Genomic DNA, 24,913 nt, shown 5'->3' with positions numbered 1-24,913 from the left:
GATGACTATCTTCCAATCCACTATTCAGATCCGCAGTTATCAATCTGGTGATGATAAAAAAATCAGCCAATTATTCCGAGAGGTTTACGGTGATTCGTATGTCTATCCTGACATCTATTTGCCAAGGCTCATCAATGACTACCAGTCTACAGGACAATGGTATTCTGCCTTGGCATTCCATCAAGGTAAGCTCATTGGTCATGCGTCTCTGGTTAAAGATACGGTACAGAAAAATCAGGCAGAGCTGGCACTGATTGTCGTTTATCCTGATTTTCAAGGTCATGGTGTGGCTAAGTCACTGGGCAGTTACTTATGCGGCTATGCGAAAGAACAGGGTTATAATTTATTGACGATGAAACAGGTATGTTCACACCCTAAAAGCCAGTACATCGCTCGAAATTTAGGCTTCTACTCTACAGCACTGCTGCTGGATTATGTTGATTCGCCATTTGGTCTGCCTGCACCTGAAAGCATCGTTCAGGGCATCTTGCCACTTAAGTCCTTGCCATTACCAAAGCTGAACTGGCCCCAACCTTGGCAGAACTGGGTTGCCCACATCCGTCAATATGTTGGTGAATCATCTAAAAATACTCCATCAGCGTATCGGCGTTCCATGGTTTCTGAGCCATTTACCATTAAAAAATCTGGTCGACGTTTGGAAATCACACTATACGAGGTTCATACTGACTTTTTATCAGAGGTCATCGCTCTTCCCTCTGGACAGTTAACCTATTTGAAACTGCCCGCATGTGAAGAAACTCTGGGATTGTACTCATTGCTTAAAAAAGGCGGATTTCGATTCGCTGGACTTTGTCCAGATACCTATGATGGATGGTTTTTACTGTGGCTACGGGGCTACCAATTAACACCATATCGATTTCATGATATGGGCACTCAACATCTCTATCAGATGGAGTTGGGGTTAGCTAATACGACAAACATGATGGAACCATACTTTTAAACAGTGCCTGCAAATTTGTCTAAAAAAACACTTTACAAATGATATTGAGAACGATTATCATTCTTAGCACTTTCAGTGCACCACCTTCAGGGTCCATGTGAAAGTACGACATTGCTCACATTGCTTCCAGTGTTTACTTTTATAAGCCAACTTTCGTTGGCTTTTTTTTTGCCCTGACATTGTCTTATTTTTCTTCAAAAATTTTGAATTTTTAGATTAAATTTCCCGTCTTTTCTATTTCATTCCTTCAACTAGACTACAAAAAAACTTTGAGGGATTTTGTAATGATCTACTTACGCCAAGCTTCAGAACGGGGTCATGCCAATCACGGCTGGCTGGACAGTTGGCATACTTTTTCATTCGCCAATTATTATGATGAAAATTTCATGGGATTTTCTGCACTCAGAGTCATTAACGAAGATGTGATTGACGCTGGCCAGGGATTTGGTATGCATCCTCATAAGGATATGGAAATATTGACTTATGTGTTGTCTGGAACAGTGGAACATCAAGATAGTATGGGGAACAAAGGGCAAGTGTCTGCGGGAGAATTCCAGATTATGAGTGCAGGAACGGGTATCCGTCACTCAGAATATAACCCACAGCATGATAGCCAACTGCATCTTTACCAGATCTGGATCATGCCGGAAAAAACAGGACTCACTCCTCGCTATGAACAACACCGCTTTGATACTATCGAAAGTCGCCAATTAATTCTTTCTCCTGATGCCCATGCCGGTTCCCTGAAAGTTTTTCAGGATATGACATTATGGCGTTGGACATTAAAAAATGGCGAACATAATGAATATAAGATGGAAAAAGCACGCAACATCTGGATTCAGGTCGTTCGTGGTGAAGTGACAATTAATGGGATACAGGCAACCACCAGCGATGGTATTGCTATCTGGGATGAGACCCAACTTAAGCTAATTGCCAATCAAGAAAGTGAAATCTTGCTGTTTGACTTGCCATCTAACTGATGTTGAGTACCGAAAAAGAACTCTACCCAACCGAATAGAGTTCTTTCATCGAAAACTTAAAATTACACTACAGATTAGGGCCCGCTTTCACCAATGCGGCACCCGCAGCGGTGTCAGTATATTTATCAAAGTTATCGATAAAGCGCTGCGCCAAATCCTTTGCCTTCATATCCCATTCGGATTTATCGGCATAAGTATTGCGTGGGTCCAAAATGTTGGTATCCACATCCGGCAATGTCGTTGGTACGGCCAGATCAAAAATCGGCAGTTGAATGGTATCCGCCTCTTCAATATCACCACTGAGAATCGCATCGATAATCGCACGGGTATCTTTGATGGAGATACGTTTGCCCGTGCCATTCCAACCCGTATTGACCAGATAGGCTTTCGCACCCGATGACTGCATACGCTTAACCAGCACTTCCGCATATTGCGTCGGATGCAGTGACAGGAAGGCCGCCCCAAAGCAGGCAGAGAACGTCGGTGTCGGTTCTGTTACACCACGTTCTGTTCCCGCCAATTTTGCCGTGAAGCCAGACAGGAAGTGATATTGGGTTTGTTCTGGGGTTAAGCGGGAAACCGGAGGCAGTACACCGAAAGCATCTGCGGTCAGGAAAATGACTTTAGTCGCGTGCCCTGCTTTTGAAACCGGCTTAACGATATTTTCAATATGGTAAATCGGATAAGAAACACGGGTATTTTCTGTTTTGGAACCATCGTTGAAATCAACCGTACCATCTGCCAGTACAGTGACGTTCTCCAATAGGGCATCACGGCGAATGGCGTGATAAATGTCCGGTTCCGCTTCTTTGGATAAATTGATGGTTTTTGCGTAGCAACCACCTTCAAAGTTAAACACGCCATCATCATCCCAACCATGCTCATCGTCACCGATTAACTTACGTTTCGGATCAGTAGAAAGCGTAGTTTTCCCCGTTCCAGAAAGACCGAAGAAAATAGCAACATCCCCCTCTTCACCCACGTTGGCGGAACAGTGCATAGAGGCAATACCTTTCAGTGGTAACAGGTAGTTCATCATTGAGAACATCCCTTTTTTCATTTCACCACCGTACCAAGTACCGCCAATCAACTGCATACGCTCTGTCAGGTTAAAAGCAACAAAGTTTTCAGAATTCAGTCCCTGCTCTTTCCATTGTGGGTTCGTGCATTTAGCTCCGTTCATCACAATAAAATCAGGGGTGAAGCCAACTAATTCTTCATCTGACGGGCGGATAAACATATTTTTCACAAAATGAGCCTGCCACGCCACTTCAGTAATAAAACGCACTTTCAAGCGCGTATCTGCATTGGCTCCGCAAAAAGCATCAACTATAAACAAACGTTTGCCTGAAAGCTGCTGAGTAACTAAACCTTTTAGATGAGACCAGGTTTCCTGACTGAGCGGTTTATTGTCGTTCTTTCCTTTGCCCTGATCAGCCCACCATACGGTGTCGCGGGTAACATCATCGCGGACAATATATTTATCTTTCGGGGAGCGTCCCGTGAAAATACCTGTATCTACCGCGACAGCACCGAGGTTAGTCAATGTGCCACGCTCATACCCTTGTAGTGAGGGTTGAGTTTCTTCAGAGAATAACAGTTCATAACTTGGGTTATAAATAATTTCACTAACATCACGAATACCATAAACCGCAAGTTCCTGCTCAGTAATGCCTGTAACGCTCATTTGTTGCTCCTGGTCAGTTATACTTTATCTCTGTAGGGGATAATAAATAATTATGACTAATTAACAGCGATTGTTATCAAAAAATTGAAATCACATTACTTTTTTTAAGTTTATATGAGACACAGGGCACGAAATGGCGGAATGGTTTGGATAAAAAAGGGCGTGTATAACGCCCTATAAAAATTCATTACGAATCAGTGCAACCGTTCTTTTTTGCAGCTTTTATTTCGTTGATATCTTTTTCGTCGAAAACATAGTGCATGCCACAAAACTCACATTGCATGTCGATTTTGCCATCGTTGTGCAAAATTTCCTGAAGATCAGCGTCTGATAACGTCACCAGCGTATCAGCACAACGTTGCTGGGAACAGGTGCAACGAAATGCGACTGGCTGAGGTTCATAGAGCGTGACATCTTCTTCATGATAAAGGCGATGCAAAATCTCTTTCGCATCCAGCGTAAACAACTCTTCTCCCTTAATGGTTGCAGTCAGTTGCACCAAGTGGTCAAGCATATCTTCGCTGCCTTCCTGTGCTCCAGGCAAGCTCTGCAATAACATGCCACCTGCTGCTATTTTTCCATCCTGCATACCAGTGCGGATAAACAGGCGAGTTGGCAACTGCTCTGACTGTTTGAAGTACGCATCCAGGCATTCTGCCAATGTATTCCCTTCCAGTGCCACAACGCCCTGATAACGCTCACCTTCTGTTGGTGTCACGGTGATAACCATATAACCATTACCAATCATATCGCGCAGGCTACTTGCGGCATTCACATCACCATCAATGCGAGCGGTGCCGCGCATCTGTTGCAAGTTGTTACCATTAATCACCGCCAGTTTGACTGGTCCATCTCCCTGAATTTGTACCGTGATATCCCCATTGAATTTCAAGGTGGCTGTCAACAGGCTGGTTGCGACCAACAATTCACCCAAGAGCTGCTGTACCTGTTGGGGGAAATGATGATTCTCCAGCATCCGTTGGTAAGTTTCACTAACGGACACAAGTTCCCCTCTGACAGAATGGCTTTCAAATAAAAAGCGGTGTAATTGGTCATGCTTGGTCATAAATTTCTCTCATTTCGCTGAGGCGGTTGTACCCTTCGTCTTTCAAGTTGCCTGTTTTTATTGGATGCAGCTTAAAATCGATTAAGTATCTCCCGACTCATTTAATTTTTGCGTTTTTGAATTTTATCAGTGTACGCCGTTCTTTTTTGTCTGGACGGCGATCAGGGTGTGGCATCGTGAGCGCATTCATTTTACGAGCCAATGCCATTTTTTCCCGATTGATAATACTTTCTGCCGTTTCCTGATAAAGCTGCTGAGCTTCGGTAGCACTCCGTCTGTGACTGCATAAGGCCAAAACAATCACCGTTTTTTCATCACTTCCCTGACGTAGTTTAATCTCTGCGTTCAACTCAACCAGCTTACTCGGCTTACTCCGTTGCCCATTATAATGGACTTTTCCCCCTTCAATCATTTCACGCGCGATGGAACGGGTTTTATAAAAACGGGCAGCCCACAGCCATTTATCAAAGCGAACAGCCTGATCAGTATCTGAATTCTGCATGGATATTTCTCTCATTAAAACAGCTATCGTAGTATTGGGTGATATGTTGGAGACGCTGCCGGTTTTTCTGCCTTTTCTTGATAATCAATATGGCGTTGATTATCAACGTTACCAGCAAGATCGCCAGCAACAGACAACTTCCCAGATAACGAATAATCGACGTGGAATCCGGTTCACGATGCAACATAATATGGCGAGTCCCATTGGGATCTTCTGATAATTTTGTCACAATCCCCTCTGTTTCAAATGGTGTCTTCATCAACAGCTCTAAAAGCCCTTGTAGTTCCCGCCATCGTTCTAAAGCTGAGTATTCATATATGTATTGTGTCCGCATCGGGTATTCAACTAGTGTTCTTCCCTCATCACTTAGCAGTAAAATGCCCCCGGAGACGGGCTGTTAATAAGAATAACCATTCTATCGATTTCTCGATAAATAAATGATGCAGTAGTAGAATCAACCAGTTTTTCCAATGCATCAGCACTGATAGAGCGCAATAGCACCTTAGTTCCGTCCAGTTTGCCGCTTTCAGCATCTTTCAACAATTTATCCCAATTTTTGGCATTTCCCAAATTGACCAGTGCATTTTTCAAACGATCGCAATCAGCATCGTTCTGGCACAACTTTTGTGTTTTCAAGATGATTTGTGAAAAATTATCGAGCAAAGTCATACCCGATTTGGCAATGGCTGCATTCAGGCCAAGATTAATTTTACGTTCAACTGGATGTAATTGTTTACCGACTGCCGTAATCAGTGCTGAAGCATTTTCGACAACCTCAGATTCCAGCATAGGTAATGGAATTTCACTATTCCAATAGATGCCGACACAATCAAATGGCGCGAATATTGTAATATTTACTTTGGGCATGATATTGGGGGGAACATAGCACATCCCAACACCTTTGACCTTCAATACATCCCCTTTCTTCAATGGCATATCTTGTAGCTCATGGAAGCTGGTAATGACCTTAGTATTACTGCCATATAACCAGGCAAAACTCAGCCGCATAGATAAGTTCACCGGCTGGAAAAAGTAAATCAATGTAATGATAAATAAAGAAAAGATCACCAGCATTACATTCGTTCTGCTACGCTGATAAGGATAGTGCTTCTCTTCTTCATGCAAAGAGAGATAGCGCCCCTGCCGCACAACATGGCAGTTGGTATAAATATCGATATCAGTATTCTGATCAAGATCATGGGAAATATAACGCTCCCAATGTACGGGATAAACCAGATCAATGCCGCCCAAAGAGATATTCTTTCTTTGCTCTGGCTCAAATTCGCTAAATACTTCCCATCGCTTCGCAATGCCATTGAAACAATGGATGTTGGCTCGTTCCCGATCAGAAGGCATTCGAAAATATGACCAAAAACTGCCTAGAAGAAACAAAAACGCCCCCAGCATTAACCACGGCAACATCGGAATGGGCACAAAAAGAGCCACAAACCACAGCGATAAACCAACACACATCAGGATGCTTCCCTGAATGCCCGTTGATTTCCTCAGACGATATTCTTCCAATGTCTCCTTACGGACATGGAGTAATTTAGCACTCGAATTGCCATTTTTTTGAATGGAGGCATGTTCGGTTTTTGCCGTTGCTCTCGTGATGGACAGATCTTGCTGATAATCTTTCAGAAAGTGACCATTAACCGCGATGACAAGCGGTATTGATGCGGTTTGAACAATCTCAATCGTATTCTGCTGCTTGATAAATGGCTCAAGCAGTGCAGGAAAATGTATTTCTGTTTCACCAAGATAATAGCGCCAATGGCGTACCCCATCCGTTGCGGCAGAAAAACGGGTAATAGGGTGCGTGATGGTATAAACATTATTATGTTTAACAGGTAGTACCGGATAATCCGCCCTGTATCTACTATGTGTCTTCATCGGAAGACGGGCATTTCGCAAATAAGATTCTATGGCTTGATATTCATTGCTATTCAGTTTTCGGCTGGCTGTTTTAGTGATTAACTGTAGATAACAGGCGTTACCAAGCCGCCTCCTTCTGAAAATCAAAAAGGAAGCCATTATAATCAGGCTAATGATCAAAATAGCCAATATAATGACCAATGAGCTCATTTTTTCCCCATACTCACAACAACAGTGCAGAGATCAGCAGAATAACAATCTCATGAAACACCCAAAATCAGGCTATTCCTATTCTTGTCTTCTATTTTTAATTTTATTTACAAAAGGTTATATAATTTTTCTCATACCTTTCCATAAACTATGGTCTTTTTACAAGGGTAAGATAGCAACAAAAATACATTCAAGCGATAATCGCTATCATTTACTAACATAATCCGCCATATTAAAGCAAAGCTTGGATGCGTAACCATTTCATCACAACACTTAAAAAATACAGTAATATTTAAGTGACTGGGCGCATTATTGTTTTCAATTATCCGGTATATGACAACCATCAGGGGCAAGCATGATTGATCTAAAAAAACCTAAGATACTGAATATAATTGACGTTGCCCACTCACGCTTATTCAATATTCAATCAGTTGATCTTGAATTCAGCAATGGTGTAAAACGAATTTATGAACGAATGAAACCAGCAAATCGTGAAGCAGTTCTAATTATTCCAATTATTGGGGATGAATTAATCCTTATTCACGAATATGCCGTTGGTATCGAACAATATGAACTGGGTTTTCCAAAAGGTGCCATTGATGCTGGTGAGAGTATTTTTGAAGCCGCCAATCGTGAATTGAAAGAAGAAATTGGTTTCGGTGCAGGAAAATTGGAATTGTTGACAAAATTGACGATGGCACCGTCCTATTTTTCCAGCAAAATGAATATCATGATTGCTCATGATCTTTACCCAGAATGTCTGACAGGGGATGAACCAGAGCCATTAGTGCAGAAACGCTGGCCAATCTCTGACATGATGTCACTATTGGATCATCCCGATTTCAACGAAGCCAGAAATGTCAGCGCCCTATTTTTTGCTCAACGATATCTACAAGCAGAAAAATAATGGGAAGCATTAATTCATTCTTTAAAAACTGGTATGCAATTGATGTCCAATATCAATTTTATACTCGTTTTAACTGAAATACGGAGATAAAGAATAAACACCCAAACAGAGTAAGGTTTAATTTGATACATGTAATAATTTCAATGATATTTATGAAAAATAACACAGCTTATTAAAAATAATAAATAAACAAATTAACTACAGATTACAAATTAATTCACATCATAATTATATCTTACCCATAAAATAGTTTCTCATTAATCAAAGGCCTATTTTTTTCAGATAGTCTATTTCTGTATGTAAGAGTAAACAGTTTGCCAAGACTTCAAAAATAACAAAAGACCTTGCCAGTTCCCCAGCAAGGTCTTTTTATCTTCATGTCTGTTATCCTGGTTGCGGTAAGATCAATCAGAATAATTCACGGCTTTCACCATTCTCGGTGACTATCGTACCCACATCTGGTACGGCATATTCCGTCGGCTGCGTGCCATCAATAAAATACTCTTTACGGGTATTGCTACCACCGTTAGATAACTTACCTGTAGCCCGATCAATTGTGACAGAAACAATGCCGGTAGGAGGTGCCATAACTTTTTCAGGAACACCTTCTAACGCAGTTTTCATAAAATCATCCCAAATTGGCTGAGCTGTTTTCGCCCCACCTTCCCCTTTTAATGCCGGAGTACGCCCTAAACTTCTGCTATGTTCATCGAAACCAATCCAGGCCGTTGCCACCATATCTGGGCCATAACCGGAGAACCACGCATCTTTTGAGCTGTTGGTCGTCCCTGTTTTGCCGCCAATATCACGGCGTTTTAAATCTCTGGCAGCACGCCAGCCTGTTCCCATCCAACCCGGCTCGCCAAAAACATTGGTATTCAAAGCATCATGAATAAGGAACGCCAGCGGCGTACTGATAACGTGAGGAGCATACTGTTGATCATCCACATTAACATTTCCCGATACGCTCTCTAACTCCGGTTGGGGTGGTAAGGCTGGATTTTGCGGAACATCAGAATGAGCCACGTTCTCAATGGAATCTTCAGACAATTCAATGGAGCGTGCTGTTTCACCATAAATCACCGGAATGTTTTCACATTGTGGACAAGCAATTTTAGGTTTCGCTTCAAACAGTACCTTCCCTTCATCATTTTCAATTTTGCTGATGAAGTAAGGATCAACCAAATAACCCCCGTTTGCCATCACAGCATAACCGCGTACTAGCTGTAGCGGAGTAAATGAAGGGGAACCCAGAGCTAAAGATTCCGTGCGCACAACGTTTTCACCCGGTAAGCCAAAGCGCTTCAGGTAATCAGCCGCATAATCAACTCCCATCGCACGCATGGCACGAACCATCACTACGTTTTTGGATTGCCCTAGCCCTTGACGCAAGCGAATTGGCCCATCGTAAGTCGGTGGTGAGTTTTTCGGACGCCAATCCGTTCCGGCTCCGGCATCCCAACGGCTGATTGGCGCATCATTCAGCAACGAAGCCAACGTCAGCCCTTTATCCATTGCGGCGGTGTACAGGAATGGCTTGATATTGGAACCGACCTGACGCAACGATTGTGTCACACGGTTAAATTTACTCAGTTCAAAATCAAACCCACCTACCAAGGCTTCTATCGCACCATTCATTGGATTGATGGAGACCAATGCCGCGTTAACGTCGGGAAGTTGAGCCAACCACCAAGTATCATTAACGTTTCTGATCCAAATTTGTTCGCCTGCCCGAATAACTTCACTGACACTACGTGGTGTAGCTCCTTGCAAGCTGTCGGTTTTAAATGGACGTGCCCAGCGCACACCTGCCATTGTTAACTCAATTTTGCTGCCATCCACCAACATAACTTGTGCCTGATTAGCGCTGGAGCTTGTCACAATGGCCGGCACCAGAGAACCATATTTAGGCAAGGTTTTCAGCTTATCGATAATCTGCGTTTGGCTCCATGCCGGCTGATTGGCTTTCCATAACACTTCTTGAGGGCCTCGGTAACCATGACGGACATCATAATCAATCACATTAGAACGAACAGCGTTCACAGCCGCTATCTGGGATTTTTGCGTGATAGTGGTATAGACCTTATAACCATCTGTATAGGCATTTTCCCCATAACGATTGATCATTTCCTGACGAGCCATTTCCGTCAGATAAGGCGCAGAAAAAACAAGTTGCGGAACGTGATAACGGGCAACCAATTTTTCTTCTTTGGCTTCGTTATACTGACGCCGAGTGATATATCCTTCTTCCAACATTCTTCCCAGTACCACATCGCGGCGAGCGATTGCTCTATCGTAAGAATAAAGTGGATTAAACGTTGAAGGTGCCTTCGGTAAACCGGCAATCATCGCCATCTCACCCAATGTCAACTCGTTAACGTTCTTGCCAAAATAGACATGAGCCGCCGCGCCAACACCATAAGCACGATAGCCGAGATAGATCTTGTTGAGATACAACTCCAGGATTTCATCCTTAGTTAACAACTGTTCGATTTTAATCGCCAGAAATGCCTCTTTCGCCTTACGTATCAATGTCTTCTCTCGGCTAAGAAAAAAGTTTCTCGCAAGCTGCTGAGTGATAGTACTCGCCCCCTGGGAAGCATGACCAGAAGTAATTACCACAGAAACAGCACGGATAACCCCAATGGGATCAACCCCGTGATGTTCATAAAAACGGCTATCTTCCGTAGCAATAAAGGCTTGCACCATTAAGGGAGGGATTTCTGACAAGGTAAGGGGTAAACGACGTTTTTCACCATATTGGGCTATTAATTCGCCATCAGCACTGAACACCTGCATCGGTGTTTGTAATCGGACATCCTTTAAAGTCGCAACATCAGGAAGCTGTGGCTCGATATATTTGTACAAACCAAAAATCGAGGCGACTCCCAATAAAATGCAAACAACTATAAGGATCAAAAAATACTTTATGAACTTCACCTGAAATTTCTCACGCCATGTTAATTGGGCAGTTTATAAACGATCAGTACGTAGTATAAAAGGCTTAGTATAAAGGGATTAGTATAAGGGCTGTACAGTACTACATGTACAGTAATAGATATCACCTTATACCAATCCCATTTTCATGTCTCATTAGGTTTTCATTAAGTTGATGTTTTCGTTGATAGTAGATAAGGAGATCTCTATATGTATCCACCTAAATGGCATATCGGACTGGATATCCAAGATCATTACATTCGCGCTCTTGCCGCCATTAAACGCCGTGATGGTTGGCAACTTCGACATTGCTGGCAATATCAATTATCCAGTGAGATTATTTCAGGAGGACGGCTACAAGATCCTGAAAAATTGCTCCGTATTTTAATGCAATGGAGAAAAATATTACCTAAGAATATTAGCCTAAGATTAGCACTCCCTGTTCAGCAAACCTTACAGCGACAGATCGCCTTGCCTAACCATACGGCTTTGCAGGAGCCAGAACTCGGCTGGTTTGTACACGCCAATGCTGAAAAACAATTTCCTGTCAGTGAGCTGGCGTTGGATTATCGTATTCATGGTCAGCAGATTTGCATCAGTGCAACTCGCCAAAAAGATCTCAACCTCTGGCTGAATCTGTTTGCAGAGATCAATTTATCTCTTGATGCCATTGATATTGCGCCCTGTGCATTGCGTTATGTCGCTAAACTTGCTGGAGTGCCTGACGACAGTTGGTTGGTTCACAAACGTACAACAGACTGGCTATGGGTAGCGCCTGCCAACCGACCTTTCAGTTATGGCCTGATAGCTTCACAACCGGATACCTATCTACTCCAAATCGTCAACCAGCTCCCCATGACTCCAGAAACAGAAGATTATGCAATTTATTACAGCGATGAAGAGCAATCAACATCAGTAAAAACGATAGCAATATCAATAAAATCGGCCAATATTTGGCAACTCTTAATGGCATTCCGTCATTACCATCCCCCGCTGCCAGACAAAACGAATGCATTCATTATTGCCGCTGGTTTAGCGCTCAGGCCGAGTGATCAGTGATGCATCAAGTCAACTTCTTACCCTGGCGGCAGAACAAGCTGAAACGTCGGTGCCGAACATGGGGGGCACTACTTTGCTTACAATTTACATTGTGGATAACAGTATTGGTGTTTATTTCTACGCTACAAACAAACCAGATTAAACAATATCGCGGGCAATTAACGGAAATTACTTACCAATTGGCTCAATTGCAGCAAACTATCAATGCAACAGACCAAGCCGTACAACAACACCAACAATTGTCACAACTATTACGGAAAAAACGCATATTCATGGAACAGAACCAACGCTATTTACAACTATTTCATCAGCTTCCTCATTTATTACCAGAGAATAGTTGGCTGACTGCATTTAGTGACGACAGTGGACAATTAATTTTTACCGCCCGCAGTCAAAACTATACAGATATCTCCAATTTGTTGGATAACCTGACTGACGATACTTCACTTATCAATGTACAACTAAGAAAAATGACCACGACAGAAGATCATTTCAAGGTCTTTACCATTGATGCCAATTGGTTGATGGGAGAGTCCGATGAGAAATAATTACCTTGAATGGTTTTATCGTCCTGTCTGGCAACAGCTTATCTTGCAGCAATTGCTCATCATCTCACTACTGTTGGGGTTCTATTTTTTAGTCTGGCAGAAAAATCGGTATGAGATTCACGCTCTCCAGAGCAATATTAAGCAGCAGCAACACAATGCGGTTCTATCCCGACAAAAACTTGCTGAACTGCCATCTCTGCCTGCAACTCAACAGCAGATCCAGCATATGACCACAAGTCTTGCTCAAGACAGCCATCTTTCATCCTCAAAAAATATTCCGCCCCAAAATACGACCATACTCAAACGACTGCATATACCGCTAACCCACTCTGGTAGCCAGCTAATGGAATGGAAAATCCACAAAGAAAATGAACACGTTTTCTGGCATATCATGCTGTCACTAAATTACGGCCAGTTTCTCCATTTTTTGAATGAAATTCAAAAGTTGCAACCACCGTTACTGATTAATCACATCACAATTACGCCCGCTGACGATAGCCTGATGGTTCGCATAGTTTTTTCAGATAAGGAGAAATCATGAACCGCCATCCTTTGATTCTCCTAATCTGCCTCTTATTCCCCCTATCCGGTTTTACCGGAGAAGAGCCAAATTTTGAAATGCCAATAAGAGATCCGTTCCAGCCTCCGATAATAGAGAATGCAACTGACTTTTCTCCGGCAGAACAAAATGAGCAAGAACAAGAGATCGAATATCAGGTAATGACTTTGCAATACGCCGATGCAGGACAAGTGGCGGAACAATTACAGCAAAATCACCCTGCGCTACTGACAAAATGGGGAAAGGTTGAACACGATCCTTTAACCAACAGCCTGATCCTGGAAGATAAATTTGATGCCATTACGCGTATCAAAAACTGGCTGAAAGAAGTCGATACCCCACAGCAACAAGTACAGATTACCGCCCATATTGTTACCAGCAGCAGGGAAGCCCTGCATGAACTGGGAATTCATTGGGGAGTAAACGCCGATCCACATAATCAATCAATAGGTCTAAACCGCTTAAATCTACATCAACCTGCCGGCAACCAGCTCCATAGGTTGGTACTGAATACCGCCCGCATTCACGCAAACTTGTTAGAGTTGGAACTCAGTGCACTAGAGCAGGAAAACCAGCTCGATATCATTGCCAGCCCACGGCTAACAGCTTCACACCAGCAAGCCGCCAGTATCAAGCAAGGTTCTGAAATTCCTTATATCGTTCAGAACAAGAATAAAACAACCGTCCAGTTTAAAGAGGCAGTATTGGGTATGGAAGTTACCCCCCATATTTTAAGGCAGGGAAAAATCCGGCTTGCGTTAAAAATCAGTCAAAATGCCCCTGGTTTCCCTATCAATCAGGGAGGGAATGAAAATCTGGCTATCGATAAACAAGAGATAATAACTCAAGTTACGATTAGAAATGGGGAAACCTTGATTCTTGGAGGAATTTTTCAACAGAAAAAAACCGCAAGTTTACAAAAAGTTCCTTATCTGTCTGATCTTCCCCTGTTTGGGGCGTTATTTAACCAAAAAGGAGAGCAACATAGCCGCCGAGAGCTCGTCATTTTTATTACACCTCAATTGACTGATATTTAATCAAATAAAAAATATCAAATGTAAATCAATAGATTAATAGCAATAACTGTGTTTTTTCTGGCAAATAACCTGCTGTTTTTCTTGGTCTGACCTATTTATGGATTTGACGCTGAGAGTAATTTAGCATACAAGGATTAACTAATTGAGTGAGCAGATCTAACATCACAAGCAGGAGTCCATACCCAATAGATTTCGAATTGCAGTACAGCAACAATTTGAAAAATGACAGGTAGATACAGTAGGCTCTCAATCGGCCAGTAAAAACATAAATCTGATGATTCAGGTTCGTGCCAGATTTATATAGTTGCAATACAGGCTGATGTGCTGAGATAATTTTCCTATCTGATCTCACATTCTCACTCATGAGGTTTCAGTTTAGGTCCCGTGGCTAATCTGATTGGCGGGGCGGGTTATCATTAACAAACAGTCTTAGAATACCAAAAACATGGCAGAGAAACGCAATATCTTTCTGGTTGGGCCTATGGGTGCCGGCAAAAGCACTATTGGTCGTCAGTTAGCTCAGCAACTCAATATGGAGTTTTACGACTCTGATCAAGAAATTGAGCGACGTACCGGAGCTGACGTGGGCTGGGTATTTGATGTGGAAGGCGAAGAAGGCTTCCGCGATCGCGAAGAAAAAATAATTAACGAACTGACTGAAAAGCAAGGCATCGTATTGGCTACCGGAGGGGGATCTGTTAAATCAAAAGAAACCCGCAATCGCCTGTCTGCTCGTGGTGTGGTCGTCTATTTAGAAACAACCATCGAAAAACAGTTGGCTCGTACCCAGCGCGATAAAAAACGCCCTTTACTTCAAGTTGAAGCACCAGCACGAGAAGTTTTAGAGAATTTGGCTGATGAGCGCAATCCTCTTTATGAGGAAATTGCTGACGTGACTATTCGCACAGATGAGCAAAGCGCCAAAGTCGTCGCTAACCAAATCATTGAACTACTGGAAAAAAACTGATTATAGCGAGTCCGCATAGCGGCAAACGATAAGGCGAAAGCTGATATGGAACAAGTGACTGTTACGTTAGGTGAAAGAAGCTATCCAATTACCATAGCCGAAGGGCTATTTTCTGACAATGAGGCGTTCAAACCCCTGCAAGCGGGTCAACAGGTCATGATAGTGACCAATGAAACCCTTGCTCCCCTGTATCTTAAACAGGTGAAATCCACATTGCAGAGAATAGATCTTCGGGTAAATGAAGTTATCTTGCCTGACGGTGAACAGCACAAATCGCTTTTTGTGCTCAACGATATTTTTTCCGCCTTACTGGAAAATAATCATGGTCGTGACACAACACTTATCGCTCTTGGTGGTGGTGTAATCGGTGATATGACGGGGTTTGCTGCTGCCAGCTATCAACGCGGCGTTCGTTTCATCCAAGTACCCACCACGCTGCTCTCTCAGGTTGACTCTTCCGTCGGTGGAAAAACAGGAGTCAACCACCCCCTCGGCAAAAACATGATAGGCGCTTTCTACCAGCCAGCTTCGGTTATTGTCGATCTCAATTGTCTGAAAACATTACCTGCTCAAGAGCTGTATTCAGGTCTGGCTGAAGTGATTAAATACGGTATCATTCTGGATGGCGAATTCTTTAGCTGGCTTGAAGAGAATATTGAGAAATTACTGGCTCTCGACAGTCAGGCGATGGCCTATTGCATCCGTCGTTGTTGCGAACTCAAAGCGTTAGTTGTCGCGGCTGATGAACAAGAACGCAGTGGAATGCGGGCACTGTTAAACCTCGGTCATACCTTTGGACATGCAATTGAGGCTGAAATGGGTTATGGCGTCTGGTTACATGGTCATGCCGTTGCTGTAGGTATGGTGATGGCAGCCAGAGCATCCGAACTGGTCGGCACATTCTCAAAACAGGACACTCAACGGATCATCCGCTTGCTGGAACGCGCAAAATTGCCGATCAATGGTCCTGAAGCAATGTCCCCTGATACCTATTTACCTCATATGATGCGTGATAAAAAAGTTTCTGCCGGAAAACTGCATCTGGTACTGCCGACAGCTATTGGGGAAGCCAAACTTCGTTCTGATATTGAGAAAGAAGTTATATTGACTGCCATTCGTCTATCTCAGCTATCCCCAGCCAAGCACACGACACTCTCTAATTAATTCCAACTTATTGCTCTGGCAGTGAGTTTACTGCCAAACTGAAATTTGGAAGAAGATGAAGGGGATTTCTGGATATAGCAAAATTTGCGCTGATAATATAAAGCTGAATGATGAATTATTCTCTAGCTGTTATGCTATACAATAGCTACATTATCAAATAAAGCATTATCGGTTTTAGTTAGGTCAGACTGCCAAACCTCTTCAATAGCAATTGGCAGAACTATCTCTGTTGGGAGGGCATATGGACGAATTAAAATCAGAAAACAAACAAAAACCAGAAAATGAATTAAAGCCTGATACTTCTGATCGCAGTCCTCAGCGCTCCAGAAGCCAATTCAACCAACCTAAGCTCTCTATGTCCCGCCAGCAAATAATGATCGGTGTTGGCATTCTGGTACTTTTGCTTCTGATTATTGCTATCAGCTCTGCATTAAAATCACCCACTGAGCATGAAAAACAGCAATCACAGCAAAATGCAGTGGAAAAGAGTATTAATCTCTCTGGTTCCTCCTCACTTTCTAACCATTCTTCCGGCAGCGAGCCAGAAACCCCATCAGAGTCAACAATTCATGGCGCACATGAAATCAGTCCGCCCCCCATTAGTAATACACCAAGCAAAGGTCTTCCCTCCGAAACCGAAACTGGTGGTTATAACCAGCGTATAGAGTTACCCGGTGATATTTCTGATGCGTTGAATCAACAACAAAGTAACATTAATAATTCTGTGCAAAACAATTTGACACAACCGCACGTTAAATCCACTAATCCAGCAGTAACACCTCCTGCTGAACCAAATAAACCAACAAAAGTTACATCACCAAAAATAGAAAAATCTAAAACAGAGAATAAGGTTAGAGAAGAAAATTACACCAAAGCGACTAATAGCCATCATGTCCATAACAAGAGTGTAACCGATGCTGGTGGTGATTTGCTGAAAGCACCAGCAAACCGATTCACACTACAATTGAGTAGTGCCAGCCGTTCTGATACCTTAACCGCTTTCGCGAAAAAAAATAACCTTGGTAATTATAAGGTTTACGAAACCAAACGCGATGGCAAGGCATGGTTTATTTTGATCCACGGTAATTACCGTTCTGTTTCTGATGCTAAAAGAGACATTTCTTCACTCCCTGCTGAAGTTCAGGCCAAAAAACCTTGGGTCAGAAAACTACAACAAGTTCAGCAAGATCTGAAAAAATAAAACTATTTTGATTAGGCGCTGATATGCTGTCCTAAACAGAGTACAATCTGCGGCTCTGAAATTATTGAATAACTAATTTGACGGCATGAAAAAAAAACGCGCTTTCTTAAAATGGGCCGGTGGAAAATACCCCTTAGTAGATGATATTAAACGTCATCTGCCAGAGGGAGATTGCTTGATTGAGCCATTTGTTGGCGCAGGCTCGGTATTTCTCAATACCGATTATGATTCTTACATTTTGTCAGATATCAATAACGATCTGATCAACCTGTATAATGCCGTAAAATCTCGTGCGGATGAATTTATTCATCATGTCCGTCCATTATTTTCACCGGAGTTCAACACTGCCGAAAACTTCTATCGCCTGAGAGAAGAGTTCAACAAAAGCAAAGATCCCTTTCACCGCAGTCTGCTGTTTCTTTATCTAAACCGCCACTGCTATAACGGGCTTTGTCGCTATAATTCACGAGGTGAGTTTAACGTGCCTTTTGGGCGCTATAAAAAGCCTTATTTTCCTGAAGATGAGCTTTACAGGTTTGCAGAAAAATCTCAGAAAGCGACTTTCATCTGCCAACATTACGAAATAGCATTAAACAATGCCTCAAAAGGCTCGGTGATTTATTGTGATCCCCCGTATGCCCCACTTTCGGCTACGGCTAATTTTACAGCCTACCATACAAATAGTTTTAACCTTCTCGATCAGGAAAATCTGGCGCATATCGCCTACCATATCTCGTCTCAAAAAGGTATTCCGGTGCTTATCTCTAATCATGATACGCCGATGACACGGGAGTGGTATCATCAGGCTTCCCTTTACATTGTTAAAGCCCGCCGGACAATCAGTAGAAATATTCTTGCCCGTAGTAAAGTTGATGAACTTTTGGCGTTATACTGCCAGAAGTGATTGAGGTTTCCAGCCCCTGAAATAACAGGGGATAAGACAATGAATTGGAGAAGATAACAATGAAGAAAGACTTTCTGATTGCCCCATCCATTCTATCCGCAGATTTTGCCCGATTAGGTGAAGATACCGCTAAGGTTTTGGCAGCAGGCGCTGATGTTGTGCACTTTGATGTCATGGATAACCATTACGTACCAAATTTGACGATTGGTCCAATGGTTTGTCAGGCACTGCGTGATTATGGCATTACAGCACCAATTGATGTTCACCTGATGGTAAAACCCGTTGATCGCATTATTCCTGATTTTGCTAAGGCTGGGGCAACTTATATCACTTTCCATCCTGAAGCCAGTGAGCATATCGATCGCACACTACAACTTATCAAAGAACATGGCTGTAAAGCAGGCTTGGTTTTTAATCCGGCAACGCCCCTTAGCTATCTTGATTACGTATTAGATAAGCTGGATGTAATTTTGTTGATGTCTGTTAACCCTGGTTTCGGTGGTCAGTCTTTCATTCCAGAAACACTGAAAAAACTGAGTCAGGTACGCAAAATCATTGATGACAGCGGATACAATATCCGTCTCGAAGTTGATGGCGGTATCAAACCCAGTAATATTGCAGAAGCAGCTCAGGCTGGTGCTGATATGTTCGTTGCTGGCTCTGCTATTTTCAGCCAACCAGATTATAAAGCGGTTATTGATGAGATGCGCCGCGAATTATCGAAGGTCGCATAATGAAAAATGACATTGTAAAAGGAATTCGTGCCATTGCATTTGATTTGGATGGCACACTGGTAGACAGTGCAGGTGGTCTGGCTGATGCTTTAGATCAGGCTCTGGTTGCCAAAGGTTTACCCGCTGCGGGCAAAGAGCGCATTGCCGTCTGGATAGGCAATGGAGCTGATGTTATGGTTGAACGCGCATTAAAGTGGGCTGGAGCAGAACTGTCTGCCGAATTGCATAGCGAAACACGTAAGCTATTTGATAAATTTTATGAAACTAGCGTAACCACAGGCAGCCAACTGTTTCCCCATGTAAAAGAGACGTTGGCTGAACTGGCAAAACACCATTTACCAATGGCGATTGTTACGAACAAACCAACTCCTTTTATTGCTCCGTTGTTGGAATCACTAGGTATTAGTGAATACTTTTCATTGGTACTGGGCGGTGACGATGTTAAAGAGAAAAAACCGCATCCCGCCCCACTTTATCTAACAATGGGTATGTTTGGTTTACATAAAGAAGAATTGCTTTTTGTTGGCGATTCCCGTAATGATATTTTGGCAGCGCAAGCCGCTGGTTGCCCTTGTGTTGGCTTAACCTATGGATATAACTACGGCGAGTCGATAACATCAAGCCACCCAGATTATGTATTGAACCATTTTTCGGATTTACTCCCAACGATTGGACTATCCACTTTGAAACCATTATCCGGTCTGAAAATACAGGAAGCGTAATAAAATGAATGAACCCACTGCAATGAAACCAAACTCCCAAAAACCTATTGTATTCAGCGGCGCACAACCCTCCGGTGAATTGACCATCGGTAACTATATGGGGGCGTTACGTCAGTGGGTTAAGATGCAGGATGAATATGATTGCATTTATTGCATCGTTAACCAGCATGCCATTACTGTGCGTCAAGATCCCAATGAACTGAAAAAACGCACACTGGATACGCTGGCACTTTACCTTGCCTGTGGTATTGACCCAAAGAAAAGCACCATCTTCGTTCAATCACATGTTCCACAGCATGCTCAATTGAGTTGGGTACTAAATTGCTACGCTTATTTTGGCGAACTTAGTCGTATGACGCAGTTCAAGGATAAATCAGCCCGTTATGCAGAAAACATCAATGCGGGTCTGTTTGATTACCCTGTTCTGATGGCTGCCGATATTTTGCTTTATCAGGCCAATCAAATCCCTGTGGGTAGTGATCAAAAACAGCATCTTGAACTAACCCGTGATTTAGCATTGCGTTTTAATGCCTTATACGGTGATATTTTCACTGTTCCAGAGCCATTCATTCCAAAAGGTGGCGCTCGCGTGATGTCATTGCAAGATCCGGACAAGAAAATGTCAAAATCGGATGATAACCGCAATAACGTCATTGCTCTGCTGGAAGACCCTAAATCCGTCGCTAAGAAAATTAAACGCGCAGTTACCGACTCTGATGAACCACCTTGCGTACGTTATGATCAGGAAAACAAACCAGGCGTTTCCAACTTACTGGATATTCTCGCTGGTGTAACAGGTAAAACTATTCCTGAATTAGAAGCCGAGTTTGAAGGTAAAATGTACGGCCATTTGAAAGGTGCTGTTGCAGATGCCGTAAGTGAAATGTTGACAGGTTTACAGGAACGTTTCCATTATTTCCGTAACGATGAAGCCTTACTTAACCAAATCATGGCAGAAGGTGCAGCTAAAGCTCAGGCTCGTGCTCAGGCAACGTTAGATAAAGTTTATGAAGTGGTAGGTTTGATCGCTCACCCGTAACAGCCGTTCTTATGTGAATGCCAAAGGGTATATTTTCCCCCCTTTGGCATATAAATTCCGTTACTTACCGAATAAACGGCGATTAAAATCCTCAATTTTTCCATGCAATATACGTTTTTGCATCGTCAGATTCCAACTGGCAGATAATCCAGCAGCTCCCATTAAGCGACGATACAGCTCTTCATCGAATGGGTTATGAAAAGCAATGGAAATAGCTTCCTTAACAGAAATATCGCTATTGCGGCTTAACAGTTTTATCGGTTCACCAGCACTAACTAAGCCAGGAGAAATAACACGATATAACCAACCACAACGCCCATTATTTTGCATCATTACAGCAAATTCACTGAGGTTTGTAATAAAATTGAGTTTATAGCATGGAGAGCGTGGTTGAGTGACCTGAATCAGCGCTTCATCCCATTGGAAAATATCGCCAATATAAACATTATCTTCTGTCATTCCTTCTGTAGATAGATTCTCACCAAATAAGGGAGAGACTAATAATTCCATCAATTCAGGAAATTGCCTTTTCCAAAATAGGTAATGCTCTCTTGGATAATGACAAAGCGCCCGATCAACTCCACCATGAAAACGAGTTTCCGCTTGTTCATCGCCTTCTAGCCCAAGAGAGGTTAGCTGTAAACGACCATTCACCACCAGTTTATTGATCGCACTGAATCCCAGTGTTTCTGACGATGATATTTTGCCTCTATATATTTGTGGATAATACATGTTTATTCCCTCTCAATAAGCTAGTAAAGATGAATAAGTATTATCCTGGCATAATAGCCAATATTGCAGGCAATAAAAATGCTGGTCATTGCTATGACCAGCATTCTTGTAAAAAATAATTGGGTGGATTATTTAGTTTTTTCTTCGTAGCGTTTTGCCGCTTCATCCCAGTTGACTACATGCCAAAATGCTTTAATGTAATCAGGGCGGCGATTCTGATATTTCAGGTAATAAGCATGCTCCCATACATCCAGACCTACAATTGGGTAGCCAGAAGCACCAGCTATCTCTTCACCCATGAGAGGACTATCCTGATTAGCTGTTGAAACAACCGCAAGTTTGCCATCTTCTTTCAGTACCAACCATGCCCAGCCGGAGCCAAAACGAGTTGCTGCCGCTTGTTCAAATTTTTCTTTGAAGCTGTCGATACTGCCAAAATCGCGTTCAATTGCGCTTTTCAAGGCACCATCCAATACTGTACCTAATTTTAAGCCTTTCCAAAACAGACTGTGGTTTGAGTGACCACCTGCATTGTTGCGAATAAAATTGCGTTTATCGGCTGGAATTTTATCAAGCTGCTGGACAAGATCATCAATATCAAGTTTGCTTAATTCTGGAAAGGCTTCCAGAGCAGTATTCGTGTTAGTGACATACGTCTGATGGTGTTTAGTATGGTGAATTTCCATCGTTTGCTTATCGAAATGAGGCTCTAGCGCATCATAGGAGTAAGGTAGAGAAGGCAATGAATGGCTCATATCATATCTCCAGTTGTTTAGAATTTAGAATATATAAAGCTCACACCTTGTGAACAGCATGATTATTATAGTGAATTGAAAGATAATGAAAATGATTATCAATTCCATGTTATTACTATGGTTTCCTTTATACATTCATGTTTCATGTCTCTACCTAGATAAAAATATCAATTAAAAACCGAATTGACAGAATATAAGCCCAATAAAAATAATAAACTCATTACTTAGTATTGCTTAAATCTACAGCATTAAATGATCATTCCATAAAATTCACTCTCTTTATTGCGTGATCTTCCGCGCAAAAAAGAAACAAAAATGCTTCTTACACTTTAGTTAACCTTGTTTTGACATAGTATTAACAATTGCAAGGAGATAAAAATATGACTCAAATAATCAAGCATCTTATTCCTGCTGATATTGCAGATACGGCCCTGATAAGCAAGCAACAGTACCTACAAGACTATCAAAGATCAGTTCAAGACCCAGAAGGCTTCTGGGGGGAAAAAGGTAAAGTTGTTGACTGGATTAGGCCCTACACCAAGGTCAAAAATACTTCTTTCGATCCTGGGCATATCAGCATCCGCTGGTTTGAAGATGGCACCCTGAACTTAAGTGCCAACTGTCTTGATCGCCATTTGCAAGAGCGGGGTGATCAAACTGCCATTATATGGGAAGGAGATAATCCCGCAGAGTCCCGCCATGTCACGTATCGAGAATTACATCATGACGTCTGCCAATTTGCCAATGTGTTGAAAAAACTGGGGATCAAAAAAGGCGATGTTGTTGCTATTTACATGCCAATGGTGCCAGAAGCCGCCGTTGCAATGTTAGCCTGTGCTCGTATCGGCGCGATCCATTCTGTAATTTTTGGTGGTTTCTCTCCTGATGCCATCGCTGGCCGAGTTATCGATTCCAACGCTAAGCTCGTGGTTACCGCAGATGAAGGCTTGCGAGCGGGTCGCACAATCCCATTGAAAAAAAATGTTGATGAGGCTCTGAACAATTCTGACGTCACTAGTGTGACTAATGTGGTTGTTTTCAGACGTACAGGAAATATTAAAAACTGGAATAACGGTCGTGACTTATGGTGGCATGAGCTGACCGAGAGTGTTAGTGCTGAGTGTCCCGTCGAAGAAATGGGTGCCGAAGATCCATTATTCATTCTTTATACCTCAGGCTCTACAGGTAAACCTAAAGGTGTCCTGCATACGACTGGCGGTTATTTAGTCTACGCATCTTTAACGTTTAAATACACGTTTGACTATCGCCCTGAGGAAATTTACTGGTGTACAGCCGACATAGGTTGGGTAACAGGGCATAGCTACCTGCTATATGGGCCTCTGTCTTGTGGTGCCACAACGTTGATGTTTGAAGGTGTTCCCAACTATCCCGAAGTTAACCGACTCTGTCAGATAGTTGATAAACATAAAGTTAATATTCTTTATACTGCGCCAACCGCCATCAGAGCATTAATGGCCGAAGGTGATAAAGCCATAGAAGGTACGAAGCGTACATCATTGCGTATTATGGGCTCTGTGGGAGAGCCCATTAACCCAGAAGCATGGGAATGGTACTACAAAAAAATAGGCAACAGTAAATGCCCTATTGTAGATACATGGTGGCAAACCGAAACTGGCGGATTCATGATCACACCGCTACCTGGAGCTACCGATCTCAAGGCAGGCTCCGCCACTCTGCCATTTTTTGGTGTTAATCCGGCATTAGTTGATAATTCTGGAGAAATTTTAGAGGGTGTGAATGACGGCAACCTTGTTATCACGGATTCCTGGCCAGCGCAGGCACGAACTTTATATGGTGATCATGAGCGTTTTGAACAAACCTATTTTTCCACTTTCAAGGGAATGTATTTCAGTGGTGATGGTGCTAGACGTGATGAAGATGGCTATTACTGGATCACCGGCCGTGTTGATGATGTCCTGAATATTTCAGGCCATCGTTTGGGAACCGCAGAAATTGAATCAGCTCTGGTTGCATACCCTAAAATCGCTGAAGCTGCCGTTGTTGGCATCCCTCATCATATCAAAGGACAAGCTATTTACGCCTACGTCACTCTAGTTCATGGTGAAGAGCCGTCCCCTGAACTGTATACCGAGGTCAGGGACTGGGTTCGTAAAGAAATCGGCCCAATTGCAACACCCGATATCCTTCATTGGACAGATTCTCTGCCCAAAACACGTTCAGGAAAGATTATGCGGCGTATTTTGCGCAAGATTGCCTCTGGTGATACCAGCAACTTAGGAGATACCTCTACGCTGGCCGATCCGGGAGTTGTTGAAAAACTGCTGGAAGAAAAACAATCCATCAACATGTCGTAAAACATATGCGCCGCCGCAAGGCGGCTTGAAT

Annotated in this window: 21 protein-coding genes and 1 pseudogene; 15 read left to right on the top strand and 7 right to left on the bottom strand. The window is 42.7% G+C overall.

Features of this window, described 5'->3' with window-relative positions; translation table 11 throughout:
• Position 1 precedes the first annotated feature (1 nt).
• Together Xish_RS08375 and Xish_RS08370 are read left to right on the top strand one after the other, a co-directional pair.
• The gene (locus Xish_RS08375) at positions 2 to 961 is read left to right on the top strand and encodes a GNAT family N-acetyltransferase (RefSeq protein ID WP_099117473.1); all 960 of its coding nucleotides are present in this window, start codon (positions 2 to 4) and stop codon (positions 959 to 961) included.
• A 284-nt stretch (positions 962 to 1,245) separates the two neighbouring features.
• Positions 1,246 to 1,941: a pirin family protein gene (locus tag Xish_RS08370; RefSeq protein WP_099117472.1), complete on the top strand. Its 696-nt coding sequence runs from the start codon at positions 1,246 to 1,248 to the stop codon at positions 1,939 to 1,941.
• A 67-nt stretch (positions 1,942 to 2,008) separates the two neighbouring features.
• On the opposite strand, the gene pckA is transcribed toward Xish_RS08370, so the two are convergent.
• The 4 genes and pseudogenes from pckA to Xish_RS08350 all read right to left on the bottom strand — a co-directional run bounded on the left by pckA (position 2,009) and on the right by Xish_RS08350 (position 7,230).
• Positions 2,009 to 3,628, bottom strand: coding sequence for a phosphoenolpyruvate carboxykinase (ATP) (gene pckA, locus Xish_RS08365; RefSeq protein WP_099117471.1), 1,620 nt, complete (start codon positions 3,626 to 3,628; stop codon positions 2,009 to 2,011).
• 187 nt (positions 3,629 to 3,815) lie between these two features.
• Complete coding sequence (gene hslO / locus Xish_RS08360) at positions 3,816 to 4,694, bottom strand: Hsp33 family molecular chaperone HslO (protein WP_099117470.1); 879 nt, start codon at positions 4,692 to 4,694, stop codon at positions 3,816 to 3,818.
• A gap of 97 nt (positions 4,695 to 4,791) precedes the next feature.
• Positions 4,792 to 5,196, bottom strand: a complete 405-nt coding sequence (hslR, locus tag Xish_RS08355; protein ID WP_099117469.1) for a ribosome-associated heat shock protein Hsp15 — start codon at positions 5,194 to 5,196, stop codon at positions 4,792 to 4,794.
• Positions 5,177 to 7,230, bottom strand: a pseudogene (locus tag Xish_RS08350) (IgaA/UmoB family intracellular growth attenuator). The gene hslR and the pseudogene Xish_RS08350 overlap by 20 nt, the downstream one beginning before the upstream one ends.
• Before the next feature lie 406 nt (positions 7,231 to 7,636).
• On the opposite strand from Xish_RS08350, the gene nudE reads away from it, so the two are divergent.
• Positions 7,637 to 8,188, top strand: coding sequence for an ADP compounds hydrolase NudE (gene nudE / locus Xish_RS08345; protein WP_099117468.1), 552 nt, complete (start codon positions 7,637 to 7,639; stop codon positions 8,186 to 8,188).
• Positions 8,189 to 8,596: 408 nt separating this feature from the next.
• Here nudE and mrcA read toward each other — a convergent pair whose 3' ends face one another.
• On the bottom strand, positions 8,597 to 11,128 hold the full coding sequence (gene mrcA, locus Xish_RS08340) for a peptidoglycan glycosyltransferase/peptidoglycan DD-transpeptidase MrcA (protein ID WP_099117467.1): 2,532 nt from the start codon (positions 11,126 to 11,128) through the stop codon (positions 8,597 to 8,599).
• A gap of 207 nt (positions 11,129 to 11,335) precedes the next feature.
• On the opposite strand from mrcA, the gene pilM reads away from it, so the two are divergent.
• The 11 genes from pilM (at position 11,336) to trpS (ending at position 21,059) form a co-directional block, all read left to right on the top strand.
• Positions 11,336 to 12,184, top strand: a complete 849-nt coding sequence (gene pilM / locus Xish_RS08335; RefSeq protein WP_099117466.1) for a pilus assembly protein PilM — start codon at positions 11,336 to 11,338, stop codon at positions 12,182 to 12,184.
• Positions 12,184 to 12,732, top strand: coding sequence for a PilN domain-containing protein (locus Xish_RS08330; RefSeq protein ID WP_099117465.1), 549 nt, complete (start codon positions 12,184 to 12,186; stop codon positions 12,730 to 12,732). Before pilM ends, Xish_RS08330 begins: the two co-directional genes overlap by 1 nt.
• Entirely contained in the window at positions 12,722 to 13,273 is a 552-nt protein-coding gene (locus Xish_RS08325) for a hypothetical protein (RefSeq protein WP_099117464.1), read from the top strand. The genes Xish_RS08330 and Xish_RS08325 overlap by 11 nt, the downstream gene beginning before the upstream one ends.
• Positions 13,270 to 14,328, top strand: coding sequence for a secretin N-terminal domain-containing protein (locus Xish_RS08320; RefSeq protein ID WP_208614815.1), 1,059 nt, complete (start codon positions 13,270 to 13,272; stop codon positions 14,326 to 14,328). The genes Xish_RS08325 and Xish_RS08320 overlap by 4 nt, the downstream gene beginning before the upstream one ends.
• Before the next feature lie 445 nt (positions 14,329 to 14,773).
• Positions 14,774 to 15,295, top strand: a complete 522-nt coding sequence (gene aroK / locus Xish_RS08310; protein WP_074023338.1) for a shikimate kinase AroK — start codon at positions 14,774 to 14,776, stop codon at positions 15,293 to 15,295.
• A gap of 45 nt (positions 15,296 to 15,340) precedes the next feature.
• Positions 15,341 to 16,459 carry a 3-dehydroquinate synthase gene (gene aroB, locus Xish_RS08305; RefSeq protein ID WP_099117462.1) on the top strand — a complete coding sequence of 373 codons (1,119 nt, stop codon included), beginning with the start codon at positions 15,341 to 15,343 and terminating at the stop codon, positions 16,457 to 16,459.
• Between the two features lie 241 nt (positions 16,460 to 16,700).
• The gene (locus tag Xish_RS08300; RefSeq protein WP_099117461.1) at positions 16,701 to 17,660 is read left to right on the top strand and encodes an SPOR domain-containing protein; all 960 of its coding nucleotides are present in this window, start codon (positions 16,701 to 16,703) and stop codon (positions 17,658 to 17,660) included.
• An 85-nt stretch (positions 17,661 to 17,745) separates the two neighbouring features.
• Positions 17,746 to 18,564 carry an adenine-specific DNA-methyltransferase gene (gene dam, locus Xish_RS08295; protein WP_099117460.1) on the top strand — a complete coding sequence of 273 codons (819 nt, stop codon included), beginning with the start codon at positions 17,746 to 17,748 and terminating at the stop codon, positions 18,562 to 18,564.
• Positions 18,565 to 18,623: 59 nt separating this feature from the next.
• Positions 18,624 to 19,298: a ribulose-phosphate 3-epimerase gene (gene rpe, locus Xish_RS08290; protein WP_099117459.1), complete on the top strand. Its 675-nt coding sequence runs from the start codon at positions 18,624 to 18,626 to the stop codon at positions 19,296 to 19,298.
• A complete protein-coding gene (locus Xish_RS08285; protein WP_099117458.1) occupies positions 19,298 to 20,020 on the top strand; it encodes a phosphoglycolate phosphatase in 723 nt (240 codons plus the stop codon). Before rpe ends, Xish_RS08285 begins: the two co-directional genes overlap by 1 nt.
• Positions 20,021 to 20,024: 4 nt before the next feature.
• On the top strand, positions 20,025 to 21,059 hold the full coding sequence (trpS, locus tag Xish_RS08280; RefSeq protein WP_099117457.1) for a tryptophan--tRNA ligase: 1,035 nt from the start codon (positions 20,025 to 20,027) through the stop codon (positions 21,057 to 21,059).
• 60 nt (positions 21,060 to 21,119) lie between these two features.
• Here the strand turns inward: trpS and yiiM are convergent, their stop codons facing one another.
• Together yiiM and sodA are read right to left on the bottom strand one after the other, a co-directional pair.
• On the bottom strand, positions 21,120 to 21,791 hold the full coding sequence (gene yiiM / locus Xish_RS08275; protein WP_099117456.1) for a 6-hydroxyaminopurine reductase: 672 nt from the start codon (positions 21,789 to 21,791) through the stop codon (positions 21,120 to 21,122).
• A gap of 128 nt (positions 21,792 to 21,919) precedes the next feature.
• The gene (sodA, locus tag Xish_RS08270) at positions 21,920 to 22,546 is read right to left on the bottom strand and encodes a superoxide dismutase [Mn] (RefSeq protein WP_099117455.1); all 627 of its coding nucleotides are present in this window, start codon (positions 22,544 to 22,546) and stop codon (positions 21,920 to 21,922) included.
• 380 nt (positions 22,547 to 22,926) lie between these two features.
• Here sodA and acs point away from each other — a divergent pair, with 380 nt between their 5' ends.
• Entirely contained in the window at positions 22,927 to 24,882 is a 1,956-nt protein-coding gene (gene acs, locus Xish_RS08265) for an acetate--CoA ligase (RefSeq protein WP_099117454.1), read from the top strand.
• Positions 24,883 to 24,913 lie beyond the last annotated feature (31 nt).

It is taken from the genome of Xenorhabdus ishibashii (genome assembly GCF_002632755.1).
In the GTDB taxonomy this organism is placed as follows: domain Bacteria; phylum Pseudomonadota; class Gammaproteobacteria; order Enterobacterales; family Enterobacteriaceae; genus Xenorhabdus; species Xenorhabdus ishibashii.
The sequence above is the reverse complement of the archived record's forward strand: the minus strand, read 5'-3'. Positions and strand labels throughout refer to the sequence as shown.